Below are 18,880 nucleotides of genomic sequence, written 5' to 3'. Positions count from 1 at the left end.
GTCAAGGTATAAACGTGTCTGGTGGCGCTAGAAGGCTGTCGCCGCCGCTTGCCTCAGCCGCGCAGTGCATGAACAGCGTCGCGCGGGTCGACAGGAAAGGTGTATTCGCCGGTGGCAACACGAGACCGCGGTGCAGCCGACCAGGGCCGTCCCCTGCGTCGTCTCGTGATCGTCGAGTCCCCGACCAAGGCCCGCAAAATTGCGCCCTATCTGGGTCGCAATTACACGGTCGAAGCCTCGGTCGGTCATATCCGAGACCTCCCACGCGGTGCGGCAGATGTCCCTGCCAAGTACAAGGGACAGTCCTGGGCCCGTCTCGGCGTCGACGTCGACAACGACTTCGAGCCGATCTATGTGGTGAGCCCGGATAAGAAGGCCAAGGTATCCGAGCTCAAGAGCCTGCTGCAGGATGCCGACGAGCTCTATCTGGCCACCGACCCCGACCGCGAGGGCGAGGCCATCGCCTGGCATCTGCTGGAGACCCTCAAGCCGAAGGTCCCGGTTCGGCGCATGGTGTTCCATGAGATCACCGAGCCCGCCATTCTCGCCGCCGCGGCCGACACCAGAGACCTCGACAACGATCTCGTCGACGCGCAGGAGACCCGCCGCATCCTCGACCGTTTGTACGGCTACGAGGTCAGCCCGGTGCTGTGGAAGAAGGTCATGCCGCGGTTGTCGGCAGGCCGGGTGCAGTCGGTCGCCACCAGGGTGATCGTGCAGCGCGAACGTGAGCGGATGGCATTCCGCTCCGCCGAGTACTGGGATATCGCGGCGAAGCTCGATGCAGGCGGGGAAAACGGCGATGCCACCAACCCGCGGACTTTCGGGGCGCGGCTGGTCAACGTCGCGGGAGCCCGAGTGGCCAGCGGCCGGGATTTCGGTCCGGACGGGCAGCTCAAGGGCAACGGCGTCGTCGTTCTGGACGAGGCGCACGCGCGGCGGCTCGCCGCGGCCCTCGACGGCGCCGACATGGTGGTGTCTTCCGCGGAGGCCAAGCCCTACACCCGTAAGCCGTATCCGCCGTTCATGACGTCGACGTTGCAGCAGGAGGCGGGCCGCAAGCTGCGGTTCACCTCCGATCGGACCATGCGGGTCGCGCAGCGGTTGTACGAAAACGGCTACATCACCTACATGCGTACCGACTCGACCACCCTGTCGGAGTCGGCGATCGCTGCGGCCAGGTCGCAGGCGACCCAGCTCTACGGCGCGGAGTACGTGCACCCGACACCGCGTCAGTACACCCGCAAGGTGAAGAACGCACAGGAAGCACACGAGGCGATCCGCCCGTCCGGCGACACCTTCGCCACCCCCGGCCAGCTGCACGCGCGACTGGACAATGACGAGTTCCGGCTCTACGAGCTGATCTGGCAGCGGACCGTCGCCTCGCAGATGGCCGATGCCAGGGGCACTACGCTCACGCTGCGGATCACCGGCGTCGCGAGCAGCGGCGAGGAGTGCGTGTTCTCGGCCTCGGGTCGCACCATCACCTTCCCCGGCTTCCTGAAGGCCTACGTCGAGAGCGTGGACGAAGAGGCGGGCGGTCAGTCCGACGATGCCGAGTCCAGGCTGCCTGCCCTCGACGAGGGCCAGAGCGTCACCGCGGTGGAGCTGAATCCCGATGGGCACAGCACCAATCCGCCCGCGAGATACACCGAAGCATCGCTGATCAAGACGCTCGAAGAGCTCGGCATCGGACGTCCGTCGACCTATTCGTCGATCATCAAGACGATTCTGGACCGCGGCTATGTCTACAAGCGCGGTAGCGCGCTGGTGCCGTCATGGGTGGCGTTTGCGGTGATCGGCCTGCTGGAGTCGTATTTCGGCAGACTGGTCGACTTCGACTTCACCGCAGGCATGGAAGACGACCTCGATGCCATCGCCGGTGGGCGCGAGCAGCGCGGAAACTGGTTGTCCGGCTTCTACTTCGGCGGAGATCACGGTGTCGAGGGTTCGGTCGCGCGTTCCGGCGGACTGAAGAAGATGGTCGGAGAGCGGCTCGACGAGATCGACGCCCGCGAGGTCAACTCGATCAAGCTCTTCGTCGACGAGGACGGCCGCGATGTCGTCGTCCGGGTCGGCCGGTTCGGGCCTTACCTGGAGCGGATGGTCACCAATCCCGATGACCCCGAGGGCGATTCGATTTCCCAGCGGGCCAACCTGCCCGACGATCTGCCGCCGGACGAGCTGACCTCCGAGGTTGCCGAGAAGCTGTTCTCCACCCCGCAGGAGGGGCGTTCGCTCGGCACCGATCCGGTGACCGGACACGAAATCGTCGCCAAGGAAGGCCGTTTCGGTCCGTACGTCACGGAGGTGTTGCCGGAGCCGCCCGCCGAGGAGACGCCCGCGAAGAAGACCGCCAAGAAGGCGGCGGCGCCGAAGCCTCGAACCGGATCGTTGTTCAAGACAATGGATCTGGCCACGATCACCCTCGACGACGCGCTGAAACTGTTGTCGCTGCCGCGCGTTGTCGGTGTCGATCCTGCCAACAACGAGGAAATCACCGCGCAGAACGGGCGCTATGGCCCATATCTGAAGAAGGGCACTGATTCTCGTTCGCTCGAGAATGAGGATCAGCTGTTCACGGTGTCGCTCGAGGAGGCGTTGCGGATCTACGCCGAGCCCAAGCGACGTGGCAGGCAGGCCGCAAGCGCGGCGTCGTTGCGCGAGCTCGGCAATGACGCGGCCACCGGTAAGCCGATGGTGATCAAGGACGGGCGGTTCGGCCCGTATGTCACCGACGGTGAGACCAACGCCAGCCTGCGCAAGGGCGACGAGGTCGAGTCGATCACCGACGAGCGGGCCTCGGAACTGCTTGCCGATCGGCGGGCCCGCGGGCCGGTGAAGAAGAAGGCCGTGGCCAAGAAGGCGCCTGCCAAGAAGACCGCGGCCAAGAAGACCACCGCGGCCAAGAAGGCCACCGCCACGAAGACCGTCGCGAAGAAGGCCGCTGCGAAGACCACCGCCAAGAAGTCCTGAGCACACCTCGGCGCCCGATCATCCGGGCGCCGAGGGCTCGGATGTGGTGTTGTAGCGTGCGAATCGTTTGATGCGAAAGGACCCCGATGACAGCCGAACAGGAACGTGAGGATCTCATCGCCGCACTGGCCGGTCAGCGCGAGCTGTTCCGGATCACGCTGCGGGGCATCGACGAGGACCAGGCAAGGCAGCGCACTACGGCCAGCGAGTTGACCCTCGGTGGGTTGCTGCACCATCTGGTCAGCTGCGAGCGGCACTGGGCGACGGTCATCGAGGAACGCGACGAGACCGCCGAACTCGATGTCTCGAAGTTCGACGGCGAATATGCGATGGGCCCCGAGGAAACGGTGGCGGGTTTGCTCGCCGAATGGGATGCGGTGGCAGCGGGAATCGCGAACCTGATCCGCGCCGAAGCGAGCCTGGACACCTCTATCCCCACCCCGACCACCCCGTGGACGCCCGACCGGGTGTGGTGGACGGTGCGTTTCACGGTGCTGCACATCCTGCGCGAGATCACCCACCACAGCGGGCATGCCGACATCATCCGCGAGGCGCTCGACGGCGCGAACACCACGTATCAACGGGCCTGATTCCGCACGGCCGGGGCAACATGGATGTCGTGAGCACTGAAATCCCTGAATGGATCGTCATCGAGGGCTACGAGAATCTTCCTGGCCGCCCGCATCCGAGGTCGGCCATCCACGCTTGACTGCGTGAGCGAGGCATCCACTGGATGCCCTTCTTCGACAACGAAATTCGCTTCGACCTGGCCTGCGGAAAGGGCCGGGACGGCCGTTGGCGTGGTTCGGTCATGATCTACGTCTCCGGGGAGGCGCTGTGGCGGCTCGGACTACATCCCGACCAGCCGACGGCGCAGGCGACCGGACAGTACCGACCCCCTGGTGGCATGCCGCAGCGGATCGCAACGCTGGGTGGTGGTAGGCCGCCGTGGGCGGCGCGGATAACGGTGTCGGTGGGGACAGCTAGGGTGTACCGCGTGGCGGGTGTCTTCGATCGGCTGGTCGGCCAGGATGTGGTCGAGTCCGAACTGACTGCTGCCGCTATCGATGCCCGCGGGGGCAGTATTTCCGGCGCGATGACGCACTCCTGGCTGTTCACCGGGCCGCCAGGATCGGGTAGATCCGTTGCGGCGCTGTGCTTTGCGGCCGCATTGCAGTGCACCGACGAGGGCACGCCAGGGTGTGGGCGCTGCCACGCGTGCACGACGACGATGGCGGGGACCCACGGTGATGTGCGTCGGGTGATCCCCGAAGGACTGAGTATCAGCACCAAGGAAATGCGCGAGATCGTGCAGATCGCGTCGCGGCGGCCGAGTACCGGCCGCTGGCAGGTGGTGGTCATCGAAGATGCGGACCGGCTGACCGAGGCGGCGGGCAATGTGCTGCTGAAGGTTGTCGAAGAGCCGCCGGACCGCACGGTCTTCCTGCTCTGCGCGCCATCGGTGGACCCCGAGGACATCTCGGTGACGCTGCGCTCCAGGTGCAGGCATGTACATCTGGTGACGCCGTCGGTGCCCGCCATCGCGCAGGTCCTGCAGGACCGCGACAAGCTCGACGCGAAGACGGCCACCTGGGCGGCCTCGATCAGCGGCGGGCACGTCGGTCGGGCGCGGCGTCTTGCCACCGACGAGCAGGCGCGCGGGCGTCGACAGCGCGCGTTGGCCTTGGTGTCCGCGGTGGCGCGGCCGGGCGCGGCGTACGCGGCGGCCGACGAGTTGGTGAAGTCCGCCGACGACGAGGCCAAGCAGATGAGCGCGGCCCGCGACGAACGCGAACGGGAGGAACTCGCGACTGCGCTCGGTGCGGGTGGCACCGGCAAGGGCGCGGCAGGAGCGACCCGCGGCTCGGCCGGAGTGTTGAAGGATCTGGAGCGCAGGCAGAAGTCCCGCGCCACCCGAACCGGCCGCGACGCACTCGACCGCGCCCTGATCGACGTCGCCGGCGTATACCGCGACGCGCTCGCGGTCCGGTTCGGCGCCGCGCGCAACGGTTCCGGTGTCGCACTCACCCACCCGGACATCTCCGACCAGATTCACGATCTCGCCGACCGCGTCCGCCCCGAGGGCCTGCTCCGCTCGATCGAGGCCGTCCTCGCCTGCCGCGAGGCCCTCGACCTCAACGTCAAGCCCCGCTTCGCCCTGGCCGCCATGGTCGCCACCCTCATGTCTGCCCAATCCGCATGACGATATCCGGCCACTTGGTCCCGCCGTCGTAACGACGATGACCACCCGTTTTCGCGATCCGGCCACCGAGGCGATAGACTCGCGACGCCGAAAGGCACGCCGCCTTAGCTCAGTCGGTAGAGCGCTTCACTCGTAATGAAAAGGTCGCGAGTTCGATTCTCGCAGGCGGCTCCAGCTTTTTCTTCATCCACGAACCCTTCGACGACAGTCAGGCTTCGTCGAGGACCTGCGTAGGCGCCGGCCGACCCCGTCGATTCCGTGGTTCGTGCCGGCGCTGGTTCCGGTGTATGCACACCGGTTTCTACCGGCCGGACGTGGAAGCTCTGGACACCCTGTCCTGTCAGTGTGGCAGCTGGGGGACATTATTTGTCACGGCGGTGACCTGAATACCTGGGTCTGTCTGGAGTTCGCCGATGTCGATGATGACGACTGGCACAGCGAGCAATGGAAGTCTCGGGTGACCGTGCCGTTTTGGCGCCACTACATGTTGTGAGGCACGCCTGACGCGCCGATGGCCGCGCTGCGGTTCACGAGAAACACTTGTCTCCGCTCCATTCCGAACAGGATGTTCGGCCGCAGGGCGTGGTGTCGAGCAGTAGGGGCATCGGCCAGCGAGCCGGGAGTTGTTGTCTGACAGTATGGTTGGAATTCATCTGGTGCAACCTGAGGAGTCAATACTCGATGAGAAGTCTTCGGAACTCTGTTTCGGTCGCGATCGCGTTGGCCGCGGCTGGTTTGGCCTTGAACGCGCCGCAGGCGTCGGCCGAGATCGGGGTTCAAGTCATGATCGCGGGGGGTGGGCTCAGCAATGGGTTCGGGACGGGCTGTAGCTACGAGGTGGTCGCGAACGGCGCCACGGGTGTGGGTATGGAGTTCTATGACAACGGCGTCTTGTTCGCCGCGACGGAGGGGAGTCCGACCCCGAAGACGCACGTGGCCAGATGGGCTCCGGCGACGGCTGGGACGCACACCATCCTGGTCAATCAGAACGGGGATGCCAAAACTGTCGTCCTTACGGTCGGTACCGGGATCAACGCGGGAAGTTCTTGCCTTGTGATCTAGCCAGTCGACCACCGCGCCGTGGCCAGTTGGGTCGGCGCGGTATACGGCTACTCGAGACCGGCGGCTGGACCGGGGCTCGGCCGAGCCCCGGTCCAGGTGGTCAGCCGGTTCAGCGGCGCCAGAAGAAGTGGTGGACAACGCCACTCGGGCTCGGGATCTTCTCCAGGTGGAAGCGGTCTTGCAGGTGATCGGGACTGTCCCAGAGTCGTTCGCCGTGGGCGAGTTCGACGGGCGCGACAGCGAAGTGCATGGTGTCGATGAGGTCGGCGTCCAGGAATGCACGCACCGTGGCGACCCCGCCGCCGATCCGCACGTCCTTCCCGTCGGCGGCCGCCTTCGCCTGCTTCAAGGCGTCCTGCGGCGATGCGTTCAGGAAATGAAACGTTGTTTCTCCCAAGGTGAACGAGGGTCGTTCATGATGGGTGAGAACGAATACTGGTGTGCGGAACGGCGGTTCCTCGCCCCACCAGCCCTGCCATTCGTAATTCTCCCACGGGCCGCGCTGCGGTCCGAACTTGTTGCGCCCCATGATCTCGGCCCCGATGTTGCGTGCGAACTCGCGCGTGCAGTAGTCGTCGAGGCCGCGTGTCCCGCCGGGCTCGGTGCGGTTGACCCAACTAGCGGTCGCCCCGGCCCACGAGAACATAGCCTCGGGGTCGGCGTGCCCGAAAGGACGCTCGAGGCTTTGCCCGGTCCCGGCGCCGTACCCGTCGCTGGAGACGTTGAAGTTATGGACACGCACGAGCTGTGGCATCAATACACCCTTTCTGATTGCAATATGCAATCAGTTTGCCCGGGGTGCTTGTAAAGCGCAAGCGGTCGATGCGGGAGGTTTCATGTCCGACGTGCCGCGCTCGGCTGCCCGATCAACGGCGCGATCGAGGTGATCGGCGACCGCCGGACGCTGCTCGCGCCGCGGACGTGATGTTCGGTGACCGCCGCCATTTCCGCCGGCTTCAGTCACGGGCGGAGCAAGGCATCTCCTCCAACGTCCTGGTCGACCGGTTGCACACGTTGACCGATACGGGACCGCTCACCCGCGACAACGCCGGACGGCGTGCCGCCGACCGCCGCGCCGAGCCCGCGATTTGAGAACTTCTGACTGGCCACCTGCGACCGAGTAGCGGGCGATACTCGATCCATGACCGCCGAACGTGAGATGGCCGAGGACCCTTCGGCTGTTCCTGTGCAAGGTGATTCAGGCTCGATCATCTATGACGAGATGCTCGACACTCATGTCGAGATCCAAGACGTCATCAGTGCTTCACGACTAATGGGCCTCGAATCCATGTCGTTCGATCAGTTGATGACCTACATCACGGCGAAGCGCGAGTACCAGGCATCGGCGTATTCCGATACGGAGGCTGTCGACCGGGCTCGGCGCGACCATGAGCTGCAGGCGGAGTCGAGGCGCACCGAGCTCGTGAAGGAAGAGGCAGAAGCAAGGAACAAGATCCTGGAGGCTCGCTTCCGTGCAGGACTCGCCGCCACGCTCGTGGCCGGCACCGTCGCCGGGGTTATTTTCGGCATTTTCAAAGGTCTTCCAGCACCGGAGTTGACGCAATACCTTGCGCCGGTGTCGGGACTGGCCGGAATTGTCGTTGGTTACTTCTTCGGGCGTGAAGCGAGATGAGATGAGAGATGATCGCCTCGTGCGCTCGAGCGAGTACTGATACGCGGGAACGTGGGTATTGCTCCTGGGCCGGGCGACGTTGGCCGGCCCAGGAGAACAGTTGGCGTCAGCCTGCGACAGCGGTAGGGTTCGCGCGCTGGATGACGTGTTCGAGTTCGGTATTGAAGCGATCGGTGGCTTCGATGTTCCCGAGGTGGCCGGTCGGCCAGATCTGGTAGTCGGCGAGATAGCCGGTGCGGGAGAGTGTTTCGACGATCGGACGGGACATGCTCTCGGGGAGCAGATGGTCGTTGCTGCCCGCGATGACGGTGGTCGGGACGGTCAGATGCTGTGCGGCGTCACCGAGTTGGACATCGACCAGTGCCGCGGCGTGGCGGCCGCGGGTCAGTGGGCGGCAGGAGCGGACGACGCCGAAGGCGAAGTCCACCTGGTCGTCGGTGGCGTCCTCGGTCATCACGCGGGCCTTGAAGATCGCGCTCGCCGGCCAGCCGCCGGGCAGCGGAACAGGTGTGGTCAGCACTGTTTCGGCAACGAAGTCGGGCAGACGCACGGTGGAGCCGAAGAGTGTGACGGGCTTGTTCGCGATCGTCAGCGGCCTGTTGAGTAGCGGAAGCACCTGGCTGTCGGCCCGGACATTGCCCGAGGTGGTATTCAACAGTACGACGGCCGACGCACGGCGCTGCACCTGTTCGGGGTAGCGAGCCGCCCACGCCTGCAACGTCATTCCGCCCATGCTGTGCCCGACGAGCACGGCGCGCTGACCGCGGCGCAGGGTGGCGTCGAGGACGGTGGACAGGTCGTCGGCCAGCGATTCCGCGCCGATGTCGACGGTGCCGAGTTGGCTCTCGCCATGGCCGCGCTGGTCGTAGCAGACCACGCGGTACCGGTCGGCGAAGGCATTGATCTGGGGATTCCAGTACTCGATGCTGCAGCTCCAGCCGTGGATCAGCACGATCACCTCGCCGTCGGCGGGGCCGTAGGCATGCACTCGAAGGCGGGCGCCGTCCACGGTGGTGACGGGGATGGCCTCGGGTGGGACGGTGGGCGCGTTCAACGATGTGGTCCGGTAGGTACGCGATCGCAGTCCGGCACGGTAGGCGGCGGTCAGGGCGCCATTTCGCGCCTCCGCCAGCGTCCTCATCGACTTCACCAGCATTAGAGCACTCCTTTGTGTCTGCCGACACAGTACCGTGCAAGCAAGGTGCTTGCTAGTGCAAGCGCTCGCTTCCGGTAAACCTGGCCCATTCACGTGGATACCCGATAATCGGACGGGCGAAGGCCTCCTCCGGAAGAAACATCGGGCACGAGTGAGCTCTTCCCGATATCCCGAACGACGCCGAATCGTCACCCGTAGGGTTATCGAGACCTGGGGGAGCGCTGTTATCCGGCGGCGGTGGCCGGTCAGCTGATGGAGTAGAGGGCGGCGATGGCCTCCGGTATGACCAGGCAGACCTGATCGTCGGGATGGAAATCGCCGGGGATGTCGCGCCGATTGGGTGCCCGAACGAAAACCACCACGGAGGAACCGTCGCCGGGATCTATTTCCACCGCGACCGAGCCCGGGTAGTCACTGTCCGGAGGTACCTGCCAGTGACCCACATGCCCGAATTCGAGCTTGCGAGCCGCACTGACCCCGAATCCGTCGAGCCGGGTAACACCAGCGGCATCCACGTCGAGAAATTGTACTCTAGCTGCGGAAACGCCGGAGTTCTTTGATCATGAGCGGACAAGTTCTTCGATAAGCGGTGGACGACATCAACGCGCTGCACGCGGAGTTGGCCGCGAAGAGCTACCGCTATGCCGAGCCGGGCTGCCCGGAGGACGGACCCGGCGGGCCGGGATTCGACCTGGTCGACCCGTCGGGCAACAGCTTGCGCTTCGCCCAACCCCACTAGCGCCTTGCCGAGCGGGATTTCAGCGGGTGGCGGCGGCGGGTCCGGCACGGTTACCGTTGGTGCTTGTGGAGACCACGCACGTAGCATCCGGCCCGGCGGCGCACCCGGACCCGGAGGGTGCGAATCGCTCTGGGTGGCGCGCCCTCGGGGTGCCGCTGCTGGTAGCGGGTGTTGGTATCGGAGCCGCGGTGCTCCTGCACTTCCGGGATCCGCACAGCGAGGGCTCCTACGGGATTTGCCCCGTCTACGGGCTGACGGGGTACTACTGCCCGGGCTGCGGCGGGCTGCGCGCCATGCACAACCTCACCGACGGCCACCTCATCGATTCGCTGCACAGCAATGTGCTCGCCGTGCCGCTGGTCCTCGCTTTCGTCCTGCTGGTGAGTGATTGGGCGGTGCGCGCCTGGCGTGGTCAGCGCATGCGCTTGCCGCGGATCGGTCGCAGCACGATGTGGGTGATATTCGGTCTGTTCGCGGTGTACTCGGTACTGCGCAACACTCCATGGGGAAGTTGGCTGACGCCGGTATGACCGGCGCGCGACGTGGCACCCGCGAGTTTTTCTGCGCGAACCGGGCAGGCTTCGATCATGCGTGACTCTTTGAAGGACCGCGTCCGCGCGAAGCTGCTGCGCCAGCTGGCCGAAGACGGCACTCCGGACGCGGAGCAGGACGATCCGCGGCAGATCGCGGTGGAAGCAGATCTCGATGCGTTGAACGGCGTCGCCGAAGACGACCCATTGATCGAAGAGCTGGCCATCCGCTATCTCGTTTTCTGAGACCACCGCCGAGCCGGAGTCAGGCTCCGGCCGATACACCGTTGTAGGGCGGCAGTTGCGGCAGCGGCTCGCTGAGCAGCCAGGCATCCCAGAGCGGGCGCAGTGGGACGAGGCTGTAATGGCCTGCCAGGTCGGTGAATTCCTCGGTGGTGACCGAGGCGTGCCGGTAGCGGACGGTCCATTCCCGGAGCAGATCGAAGAACGACAGGTCACCGAGTTCCAGCCGCAATGCGTGCAGGGCGAGCGCGCCTCGCTTGTAGACCCGATCGTCGAACATGCGCTGCGGGCTGGGGTCGCCGACGGCGATGTCCTGCGGCAGCCGCGCCAGGTTGTGCCTGGCGGCCCGGGCCAGCTGGTCGGCGGTGGGCCCGCCTGCGGCCTCGGACCAGATCCATTCGGCATAACAGGCAAAGCCCTCGTGCAGCCAAATGTCGCGCCACTGCCGGATGGTGAGGCTGTTGCCGAACCACTGGTGCGCCAGTTCGTGTGCGACGAGCCGTTCGGCGCCGCGCCGGCCGTCGCAGTGATTGGCGCCGAAGATCGAAATGCCCTGGGCCTCGATGGGGATTTCCAGCTCGTCGTCGGTAACGACCACCGTGTATCCCTCGAAGGGGTAGGGGCCGAAAAGCTCGGTGAACAGGTCCATCATCTGCGGCTGGCGGCCGAAATCGTGGTCGAAGGCGGCGCGCAGCCGGGCGGGCACGATGGCCTGCATCGGCACCGAGCTGTGCGCGGAACCGATCCGATGTTTCTGGTACGGGCCGATCTGGATGGTGGCCAGGTAGCTCGACATCGGCTCCGGCTGTTCGTACACCCAGGTGGTCTGACTCGCCTTGGTCTGTTTGCGCATCAGGGTGCCGTTGGCCAGCGCGTAGTAGGGGGTGTCGGTGGTGATCGAAATCCGGTAGCTGGCTTTGGAACTCGGGTGGTCGTCGCAGGGGAACCAGGACGCGGCGCCATTGGGCTGGCTGGCCACCAGCGCACCCTCGGTCAGTTCCTCCCAGCCCACCTCGCCCCACGGGCCGCGCACCGGTCTCGGAATCCCGCCGTACTGGACGACCAGCGACAACACCCCACCCGCCGGGATGCCATGCTGCGGCGTGACGACCAGCTTGCCGTGCTGGTGCACATATTTCGCGGGCTTGGCCCCGTTCACGAACACCTTGGAGACGGTGAGCGATTGGGAAAGATCCAGCGCGAACCGGGGCCGGACGGCGGTGGTCACCGCGGTGATCTCGGCGCGGCCTGCCAGCCGGTTGCCGGCTACCTTGTAGGCGAGGTCGAGCTCGTACCGTGATACCCGATAGCCGCGATTTCCGTTCTGCGGCAGGTACTCGTCGATGGGCTCTTCGTAGAACTTGCCCGGCATCAGCGTGCTGTCCCGGCCTCGCTCGGCCTCGGCGCCGGACTCGACCACGGTGCGATCGGATTGCCCCACCAACGGGTGGACGGCGGCACCGTGTCACCGCGCATGACCAGCGAGGCAGGGCCGATCGTCGCGCCGTCGCCGATGGTCGCGGCAGGCAATGCGACGCAATGCGGGCCGAGGGTGGCGCCCGCGCCGAGGGTGACGGTGTCCATGGCCATGATTCGATCGTGGAAGAGGTGGGTCTGCACCACGCAGCCGCGCTCCACGGTTGCGCCATCGCCGAGAGTCACCAGGTCCGCCTCCGGTAGCCAGTAGGACTCGCACCATACCCCGCGGCCGATGCGCGCGCCGAGTCCTCGCAGCCAGAGATTGAGCACCGGCGTGCCGGTTGCGGCGCGCGCGAACCAGGGTGCGGCAACGGTTTCGACGAAGGTGTCGGCCACCTCGTTGCGCCACACGAACGAACTCCACAGCGGATGTTCCTCGGCCCGAATGCGGCCGACCAGCAACCACTTTGCGGTGATCGCGCTCGCGCAGGCCACCGCGCCCGCGGCCATCAGCACCAGGCCGCTGAGCACTGCGGCGGCCAGATAACCGACCGATTGCGCCGTCCATGCCAGGGTGAACAGCACGCCGAGTCCGATGGCGAAGGTCACCAGCACCGGGAACAGCCTGCACGTTTCGACGACGGCGCGGGCCAGTTTGAGGCGCAGCGGCGGATGGAAGGTGCGCTCGGCATCGCCGGTCTCGGAGGCGCGGCGCAGGCGAACAGGTGGGCTGCCGAGCCAGGAGGAGCCTGCCTTGGACTTGGACGGTGCGGCGGAAAGCACCGCGACAAGACCGTTTTTCGGCACCCGCCGTCCGGGCGCCGTCATCCCGGAGTTGCCGAGGAACGCACGTTTGCCGATCTTCGCGTCGCCGATGCGCAGCCAGCCGCCGCCGAGTTCGTAGCTGGCGATCATGGTGTCGTCGGCGAGGAAAGCGCCGTCGGCGACGGTAGTGAATTTCGGCAGCAGCAGCACCGTCGACGCCTCGACGCTCTTGCCGACCTTCGCACCGAGCAGGCGCAGCCACACCGGGGTGAGCAGGCTGGCATACAGCGGGAACAGGAAGTTGCGCGCCGAATCCAGCAGTCGCTCGGTGGCCCAGGCCTGCCAGCCGACGCGGCTGCGCACGGGGTGATGGCCTTCGACGAGCCCGATGCTGAGCAGCCGCACCGCGACCAGCGTTGTCACCGCGTACACGATGAGGCTCAGTAGCGTGGCGACGGGCAGGATCGCGAAGCCGCGGCCGAGCGCGCCTGCCAGGGTGCGGGCGTCGCGGATGAACCAGGCGATGAACGCGCCGCCGGCGCCAACTCCGAGAATCGGCATGGCGGCCAGCGCCATCGAGGTCACGCCGAAGATCGCGATCCAGTGCGCGGCCCGTGCGGGGGTGTGGTCGGGCCAGCGGTGCTGGGCCTTGCCGACCTTCGTCGCGGGCGAGCCCGCCCACTCCTGTTCTGCCTTGACCTTGCCCGATACCGCGGAGCCCGGTGCGATCTCGGCATTCTTGCCGATCTTGCTGCCGGGCAGCAGGATCGACCGCGCACCGATCACCGCGCCCGGACCGATGACGATCGGTCCGATGCGCACCACATCACCGTCGATCCAGTATCCGGACAGGTCGACCTCGGGTTCCACACTGCAGCCGTCGCCGAGTGCGAGCATTCCGGTCACCGGGGGCAGTGTGTGCAGGTCGACGCCTTTGCCGATCTTCGCGCCGAGTGCGCGTGCGAAGGGCACCATCCATGGTGCGCCGGAGAGGCTTTCGGCCCCACTGGCCTCCGACAACCGGACCGCGGCCCACAGGCGCAGGTGCGCCGATCCGCCGCGCGGGTAACTGCCGGGCGATACTCCGCGCAGCAGCACGCGGGCCCCGGTCGCACAAATGACCATGCGACCGGGCGGGGAGATGAAGAGCAGGAATGCGGCAAGGGTCCACCACCAGGACAGGTGCGGCAACCACGGCAGTGAGCCGGACCAGCCCGCGATATTCCCGACGATCGCCAGCCAGGTGAGCCACTGCATGCCGGTAAGGGTCGAGAGCGGAACGGTCGCGAGCACCTGGATCCATTGGGCGCGCAGCGGAGTCGGACGCACGACACGCGTTTCGGTGGCGGCCGTCGGTGCGGTTTCGTCCAGCAATTCGGCGAGCGCGCCGAGGCGGGGATGGTCGTAGAGATCGGCGACCGCGATGCGCGGATAGCGTTCGCGCAGCGCGGTGACCAGCTGTGCGGCCGCGAGTGAGCCGCCGCCGACGTCGAAGAAATCGGTATCGGGGCTGGTTACCTCGGCGCCGAGGATCGCATCCCACAGGCCGGCAACCCATTGCTCGGTGGCGGTGAGATCGTGGCTCGGGGTGTCGGTGTCGTTCGGCAGCGGCCAGGGCAGCGCGTCGCGGTCGACCTTGCCCGAAGTGCGGGTGGGCAGTTCGGGGACCACGGCGAGGCGTGGCACCAGTGGTGCCGGGAGTTGTTCTGCGAGTACAGCTCTGGCGGCGGAGAGGTCGAAGTCGGCTCCGGTACCGGTCAGGTAGCCGACCAGGATCTTGTTGCCCGCCTTGGTGGTTCGGATCGCTGCGGCGGCGCCGGTCACGCCGGGCAGGTGTTGCAGCGCGTTGTCGATCTCACCGAGCTCGATGCGGCGGCCGCCCAGTTTGATCTGGTCGTCGGCGCGGCCGAGGAAGACCAAGCCGGCGCGGTCGTTGCGGACCAGGTCACCGCTGCGGTAGGCGCGGTCCCACCCGACCGACGGAAGCGGGGCGTATTTCTCGGCGTCCTTCACCGGATCGAGGTAGCGGGCCAAACCGACTCCGCCGATCACCAGTTCGCCGGATTCGCCCTCGCCCACCGGATTTCCCTCTCCGTCGACGACGGTGAGATCCCAGCCGTCCAGCGGGAGCCCGATCCGAACGGGGAAGCTTCCGTCCAGCAGCGCCGCGCAGGCGACGACCGTTGCTTCGGTGGGGCCGTAGGTATTCCACACCTCACGGTCGGAATCTTCGTTTCCGGCAAGGCGTTCGGCGAGTTCGGGTGGCACCGCTTCGCCGCCGAAGATCAGCAGCCGGACGGGGTCGAGTGCCTCGGCGGGCCAGGTCGCGGCCAGGGTGGGAACCGTGGAGACGATGCTGATCTCCCGGCGCACCAGCCAGGGGCCGAGGTCGGCTCCGGTGCGAACCAGGGCGCGGGGCGCAGGCACGAGGCAGGCGCCGTTGCGCCAGGCCAGCCACATTTCCTCGCAGGAGGCGTCGAACGCGACCGAGAGCCCGGCGAGCACCCGGTCACCCGGTCCGATCGGGGCGTCCTGCAGGAACAGTCGCGCCTCGGCGTCGACGAACGCGGCGGCGTTGTGGTGGGTTACCGCGACACCTTTCGGGGTGCCGGTGGAACCGGAGGTGAAGATGATCCAGGCGTCGTCACCGGGGGTGGGGCGCAGGGGCGAGTCATCGGTGGTGTCGGCGACGGTCGAGTCGGCTCCCGCCGCGATCCGTGCGGCGCCTTCCGCGGTCGTCTTGATGCCCGCCCCGGTCACGATCGCGGTGACCTTCGCCTCGCCGAAGACCAGCCTGGCACGTTCGTCGGGGTCGTCGGCATCGACCGGCACGTACGCGGCGCCCGCGTGCAGGATGGCCAGGATAGTGACGTAAAGCTCATGTGTGCCGGACGGCATCCGCACGCCGACTCGGTCGCCCGGCCGCACGCCCGCCGCGATCAGGCGGGCGACTCCGGTCTCGATCTCGGCGCGCAGCTCGGTGTAGCTGAGCACCATGGTGCCGTCGTCGATGGCGGCGGCGTTGGGGTAGGCGGCGGTGGTGCTGGTAAGGATGTCGACAAGGGTCCTGACCTGCGGAGCGAGCCCGGCGCGCAGCAGCGGATCCGATGCGATCGGGTCCTCGTCCGCAACGGCGTCGACCTGCGACTGCAGCATCACGTCCTGCCCACCTCTCATAGACCTGCCTAGCGCTTCACGAGTGTTGTTTCACAAGAGGGTTACCAATCGGCAAACGCCATGGTGACCAACAGTCCACGGTACCTGCGGTACCGGGCTTTAGTCGGTCAACGAACCGGGTGGTCGGTCCGCTCAGTCGTCGTATCCGAGGGCTTTCAGCGCCAGGCGATGCAGGGTCTTGCGTTCCTCGTCGTCGAGGCGGCGCAGCACCTCGGTGGTGGCCTGTTCGATCAGCTCGTCGGTGCGGCGCCGCTCGGCTCTTCCGGCTTGGGTGATGGATAGGCGGTATTTGCGGCGATCGCCCGGATCGCGCGTGCGGACCACGAACCCCGCCTGCTCCAGTCCGTCGATCATCCGGACGACCTCGCTGCGATCGATGTGCAGCGCGTCCGACACCTGCTGCTGGCTGAGCTCGTCGTTGTCTTCCAGGTGAACCAGCACCCACTGATCGCGCAGTGACGAGCCGACCTCGGCTTTGAGTGCCTGATTCAGCTTGCCGAACACATACGTCGGGAAACGCAGCAGGCCGGGCGGGTGCGCGGAGTCGGCGGACATCCCGGAATTCTACCCATTGTTGACTGGCAAGATTGTTGATAATCTCCGCAATCTACATTCTCAACAGATTTTGGGAGAGGTCCATGACGGACACTCGGAACGCGGTCACCGCAGGTCGAACCACACTGGAACCGATCACCGCGCAGGTGTGGCGGGTAGCCGGCGTCGTCGTCTTCGGCGCGGTGATGAGCATGTTGGACACCTCGCTGGTGAATATCGGGCTCAACGTGATCGCGCGCGATCACGGCGCATCGCTGGACAGTGCGCAGTGGATCGCCAGCGCCTACCTGCTCGCTCTCGCGGTCACGTTGCCGCTGTGCGGGTGGCTCGGTCGGCGATTCGGGACGGACCGGGTGTGGCTCGGTGCGTTGGTTGCTTTCACGGTTGTCTCCGGCCTCTGCGCGCTTGCTCCGAATATCGGCTGGCTCATCGCGCTGCGCGTCGCGCAGGGATTGGCCGCCGGGCTGCTGGTGCCCGCCGGGCAGACATTGATCGGCCGGGTCGCGGGCCCGCAACGGCTGGGGCGGGTGATGAGCGTGGTCGGGATCGCGGTGGTTGCCGCGCCCGCGATCGGGCCGACCATCGGCGGCGTGCTGCTTGCCCAGCTGTCGTGGGAATGGCTGTTCCTGATCAATATTCCGTTCGGCGCGGTGGCATTCGTCCTCGCACGGCGCGTGCTGCCGCGCGAGGACGTGCGCGGCAGCGGCGAGCCGTTCGACGTCGCGGGGTTCGTGCTGATCGGGGCCGGGCTGTCGCTGCTGGTCTACGGACTCGGCGAATTCGGCAGTAGGGGCAGGTCTTCCGCGGTGTCGGTGTGGGTTCCCGTGCTGGTCGGTGTGGTGGCGCTCGGTGGCTTCGTGCTGCGCTCGGTGCGCAAGCATGGGCCGAAGGTCCTCGATGTCGGCTTGTTCCGCAATCCGATTTTTGCGACCGCGAACGTGGCCAACTTCTTCGCCGGCGTGGTGATGTTCGGGTCGATGCTGTTGCTGCCCTTGTACTTCCAGCTACTGCATGGCAAAGGGCTGATAGCCACCGGACTGTTGCTGCTCGCATTCGGTCTCGGCGGCATCGTCGCGATGCCGGTCGCGGGACGGCTGACCGACCGCTACGGCGGTGGTGTCGTCGCGGTGACAGGCAATGCGTTGATCGTCGCGACCACCGTGCCGTTCGCGCTGTCGGACGCCTCGCTGAATTCTGTGCTGGTGCAAGCGTTATTGCTGGTCAGGGGTGTGGCGGCGGGACTGACCGGAATGCCCGTCGTGGCGGCAGCCTATGCGGCGGTGGGTCGCGAGCAGCTCCCGGATGCCGCATCGTTCGTCAATATCTTGCAGCGGGTGGGTGGCGCTGTCGGTGCGGCATTGATGGCGGTCGTCCTCTACCGCGCGGCCGCGGCGGGTGCGTCCGTCGATGTGGGCTTCCAGCGGTCGTTCTGGTGGCTCACCGGAGCGGGAGCTGTCGCGCTCGTTGCCTCGATCCTGTTGTGGCGCAAGGAAAAAGGGTGACCTAGGCGGCGGAGGCCGCGGTGCCGATGCCGAGCGCCGCGAGGACGGCCGCGCTCGCCTGCTCCAGGCGAGCGCGGACCTTCGGCTTGCGCAGCATCGCTACGGCACGCGAGGCGGCGATCGCGAGCAGCACCATCTCCACCGCGGCGATGCTCGATTCGACCGCGCCGAGGGCGAGGGTGTTGGCGAAGGTGACGTCGGTGAGGAACTGGGGTAGCACCGCCAGGTAGAACAGGCCGACCTTCGGGTTGAACATGCACGACACCAGCCCGGCGGCGAATGCCGAGCGAATCGAGGTGGGAGCTCCGGAATTCGCCTGCGTGGTAACCGCTTCGGCCGGGTCGCAGGTAGCACGTCGCTGTCGCCGGTGATCGATCAGCGCCCGAACTCCCAAGTACACCAAGTAGATTCCGCCGACGATCTTGAGCGCGCGATAGGCCGTTGCCGACTGCTCCAGCACCGCGGCGACGCCCGCCGCGACCACAAACGCCCACACGATGCCGCCGAGCGCCGATCCGATCGCCGCCGCGATTCCGGGTCGCGCGTCCACGATCGAGAAGCGCAGCACCAGGAACGAATCGGGGCCGGGCGTGATCGACAGCAGTACACACAGGCCGACGAAACTGAGCAGCAGGGAAAGCGTCACCCACCGATGGGACCGCAGATCACGACATTGCGCAACCGGTTTCGACGTGCCGAAACCATGCTCGCCGGGCCTTGGCCGCGGCCGCCGTTTTTCCGATTCCGGTTGACAGCCGCCGGTGCGGTCTGCCAGTCTCGGTGCAGGTCATGAGTACCAGCATCAAGCCCTGGCTAGCTGGTCGGCAACCCTCCTCCGCGGTGGGGTGCTCCAGGTGACGACCTGGCCGCCGCCCGACCGGGCGCGGCAAGCGCGGACTCGTAAACCCCCTTGGTTCCGG

Annotated in this window: 16 protein-coding genes, 1 tRNA gene and 1 riboswitch; of the genes, 10 read left to right on the top strand and 7 right to left on the bottom strand. The window is 66.6% G+C overall.

What is annotated here, in order from left to right; translation table 11 throughout:
• The first annotated feature begins 165 nt into the window (after positions 1–165).
• The 5 genes from topA to ACLMAL_RS15820 all read left to right on the top strand — a co-directional run bounded on the left by topA (position 166) and on the right by ACLMAL_RS15820 (position 6,241).
• Entirely contained in the window at positions 166–2,976 is a 2,811-nt protein-coding gene (topA, locus tag ACLMAL_RS15840; protein ID WP_411999914.1) for a type I DNA topoisomerase, read from the top strand.
• Between the two features lie 86 nt (positions 2,977–3,062).
• A complete protein-coding gene (locus tag ACLMAL_RS15835) occupies positions 3,063–3,566 on the top strand; it encodes a DinB family protein (protein WP_328408418.1) in 504 nt (167 codons plus the stop codon).
• Between the two features lie 407 nt (positions 3,567–3,973).
• Positions 3,974–5,179: a DNA polymerase III subunit delta' gene (locus tag ACLMAL_RS15830; RefSeq protein ID WP_411999913.1), complete on the top strand. Its 1,206-nt coding sequence runs from the start codon at positions 3,974–3,976 to the stop codon at positions 5,177–5,179.
• A gap of 98 nt (positions 5,180–5,277) precedes the next feature.
• Positions 5,278–5,353, top strand: a tRNA-Thr gene (locus ACLMAL_RS15825).
• A gap of 507 nt (positions 5,354–5,860) precedes the next feature.
• Positions 5,861–6,241 (top strand): hypothetical protein, encoded by a 381-nt coding sequence (locus ACLMAL_RS15820; protein WP_328408422.1) that lies wholly within the window; start codon positions 5,861–5,863, stop codon positions 6,239–6,241.
• A gap of 109 nt (positions 6,242–6,350) precedes the next feature.
• On the opposite strand, the gene ACLMAL_RS15815 is transcribed toward ACLMAL_RS15820, so the two are convergent.
• Complete coding sequence (locus ACLMAL_RS15815; protein WP_411999753.1) at positions 6,351–6,995, bottom strand: dihydrofolate reductase family protein; 645 nt, start codon at positions 6,993–6,995, stop codon at positions 6,351–6,353.
• Between the two features lie 387 nt (positions 6,996–7,382).
• Here ACLMAL_RS15815 and ACLMAL_RS15810 point away from each other — a divergent pair, with 387 nt between their 5' ends.
• On the top strand, positions 7,383–7,874 hold the full coding sequence (locus tag ACLMAL_RS15810; protein WP_411999752.1) for a hypothetical protein: 492 nt from the start codon (positions 7,383–7,385) through the stop codon (positions 7,872–7,874).
• Positions 7,875–7,980: 106 nt separating this feature from the next.
• Here the strand turns inward: ACLMAL_RS15810 and ACLMAL_RS15805 are convergent, their stop codons facing one another.
• Positions 7,981–9,030 (bottom strand): alpha/beta fold hydrolase, encoded by a 1,050-nt coding sequence (locus ACLMAL_RS15805; RefSeq protein WP_411999751.1) that lies wholly within the window; start codon positions 9,028–9,030, stop codon positions 7,981–7,983.
• Between the two features lie 245 nt (positions 9,031–9,275).
• Positions 9,276–9,545, bottom strand: coding sequence for a hypothetical protein (locus tag ACLMAL_RS15800; RefSeq protein WP_411999750.1), 270 nt, complete (start codon positions 9,543–9,545; stop codon positions 9,276–9,278).
• Between the two features lie 74 nt (positions 9,546–9,619).
• On the opposite strand from ACLMAL_RS15800, the gene ACLMAL_RS15795 reads away from it, so the two are divergent.
• The 3 genes from ACLMAL_RS15795 (at position 9,620) to ACLMAL_RS15785 (ending at position 10,545) form a co-directional block, all read left to right on the top strand.
• Positions 9,620–9,769 carry a glyoxalase superfamily protein gene (locus ACLMAL_RS15795; RefSeq protein WP_411999749.1) on the top strand — a complete coding sequence of 50 codons (150 nt, stop codon included), beginning with the start codon at positions 9,620–9,622 and terminating at the stop codon, positions 9,767–9,769.
• Between the two features lie 65 nt (positions 9,770–9,834).
• Complete coding sequence (locus ACLMAL_RS15790; RefSeq protein WP_411999748.1) at positions 9,835–10,299, top strand: DUF2752 domain-containing protein; 465 nt, start codon at positions 9,835–9,837, stop codon at positions 10,297–10,299.
• A 57-nt stretch (positions 10,300–10,356) separates the two neighbouring features.
• Positions 10,357–10,545 (top strand): hypothetical protein, encoded by a 189-nt coding sequence (locus ACLMAL_RS15785; protein WP_411999747.1) that lies wholly within the window; start codon positions 10,357–10,359, stop codon positions 10,543–10,545.
• Positions 10,546–10,564: 19 nt separating this feature from the next.
• On the opposite strand, the gene ACLMAL_RS15780 is transcribed toward ACLMAL_RS15785, so the two are convergent.
• The 3 genes from ACLMAL_RS15780 to ACLMAL_RS15770 all read right to left on the bottom strand — a co-directional run bounded on the left by ACLMAL_RS15780 (position 10,565) and on the right by ACLMAL_RS15770 (position 16,458).
• Entirely contained in the window at positions 10,565–11,914 is a 1,350-nt protein-coding gene (locus ACLMAL_RS15780; protein WP_411999912.1) for a M1 family metallopeptidase, read from the bottom strand.
• Complete coding sequence (locus ACLMAL_RS15775) at positions 11,914–15,885, bottom strand: Pls/PosA family non-ribosomal peptide synthetase (protein WP_411999746.1); 3,972 nt, start codon at positions 15,883–15,885, stop codon at positions 11,914–11,916. Before ACLMAL_RS15775 ends, ACLMAL_RS15780 begins: the two co-directional genes overlap by 1 nt.
• Positions 15,886–16,035: 150 nt before the next feature.
• The gene (locus ACLMAL_RS15770; RefSeq protein ID WP_411999745.1) at positions 16,036–16,458 is read right to left on the bottom strand and encodes a MarR family winged helix-turn-helix transcriptional regulator; all 423 of its coding nucleotides are present in this window, start codon (positions 16,456–16,458) and stop codon (positions 16,036–16,038) included.
• Positions 16,459–16,541: 83 nt separating this feature from the next.
• Between ACLMAL_RS15770 and ACLMAL_RS15765 the strand changes: the two genes are divergently transcribed.
• Positions 16,542–17,960: a DHA2 family efflux MFS transporter permease subunit gene (locus ACLMAL_RS15765; protein ID WP_411999744.1), complete on the top strand. Its 1,419-nt coding sequence runs from the start codon at positions 16,542–16,544 to the stop codon at positions 17,958–17,960.
• A gap of 1 nt (position 17,961) precedes the next feature.
• Here ACLMAL_RS15765 and ACLMAL_RS15760 read toward each other — a convergent pair whose 3' ends face one another.
• Positions 17,962–18,606, bottom strand: coding sequence for a LysE family translocator (locus ACLMAL_RS15760; protein ID WP_411999743.1), 645 nt, complete (start codon positions 18,604–18,606; stop codon positions 17,962–17,964).
• Between the two features lie 139 nt (positions 18,607–18,745).
• Positions 18,746–18,859: riboswitch (SAM riboswitch) on the top strand.
• Positions 18,860–18,880: the final 21 nt, after the last annotated feature.

It is taken from the genome of Nocardia sp. CWNU-33, assembly GCF_046764895.1.
Taxonomy (GTDB): domain Bacteria; phylum Actinomycetota; class Actinomycetes; order Mycobacteriales; family Mycobacteriaceae; genus Nocardia.
The sequence above is the reverse complement of the archived record's forward strand: the minus strand, read 5'-3'. Positions and strand labels throughout refer to the sequence as shown.

What these genes read in the sequence shown, in the direction of transcription:
- ACLMAL_RS15770 (WP_411999745.1), bottom strand. Translation starts at nt 16,458, where the DNA reads ATGTCCGCCGACTCCGCGCACCCGCCCGGCCTGCTGCGTTTCCCGACG.
- ACLMAL_RS15835 (WP_328408418.1), top strand. Translation starts at nt 3,063, where the DNA reads ATGACAGCCGAACAGGAACGTGAGGATCTCATCGCCGCACTGGCCGGT.
- ACLMAL_RS15805 (WP_411999751.1), bottom strand. Translation starts at nt 9,030, where the DNA reads ATGCTGGTGAAGTCGATGAGGACGCTGGCGGAGGCGCGAAATGGCGCC.
- ACLMAL_RS15780 (WP_411999912.1), bottom strand. Translation starts at nt 11,914, where the DNA reads ATGCCGGGCAAGTTCTACGAAGAGCCCATCGACGAGTACCTGCCGCAG.
- ACLMAL_RS15815 (WP_411999753.1), bottom strand. Translation starts at nt 6,995, where the DNA reads ATGCCACAGCTCGTGCGTGTCCATAACTTCAACGTCTCCAGCGACGGG.
- ACLMAL_RS15810 (WP_411999752.1), top strand. Translation starts at nt 7,383, where the DNA reads ATGACCGCCGAACGTGAGATGGCCGAGGACCCTTCGGCTGTTCCTGTG.
- ACLMAL_RS15820 (WP_328408422.1), top strand. Translation starts at nt 5,861, where the DNA reads ATGAGAAGTCTTCGGAACTCTGTTTCGGTCGCGATCGCGTTGGCCGCG.
- ACLMAL_RS15765 (WP_411999744.1), top strand. Translation starts at nt 16,542, where the DNA reads ATGACGGACACTCGGAACGCGGTCACCGCAGGTCGAACCACACTGGAA.
- ACLMAL_RS15785 (WP_411999747.1), top strand. Translation starts at nt 10,357, where the DNA reads ATGCGTGACTCTTTGAAGGACCGCGTCCGCGCGAAGCTGCTGCGCCAG.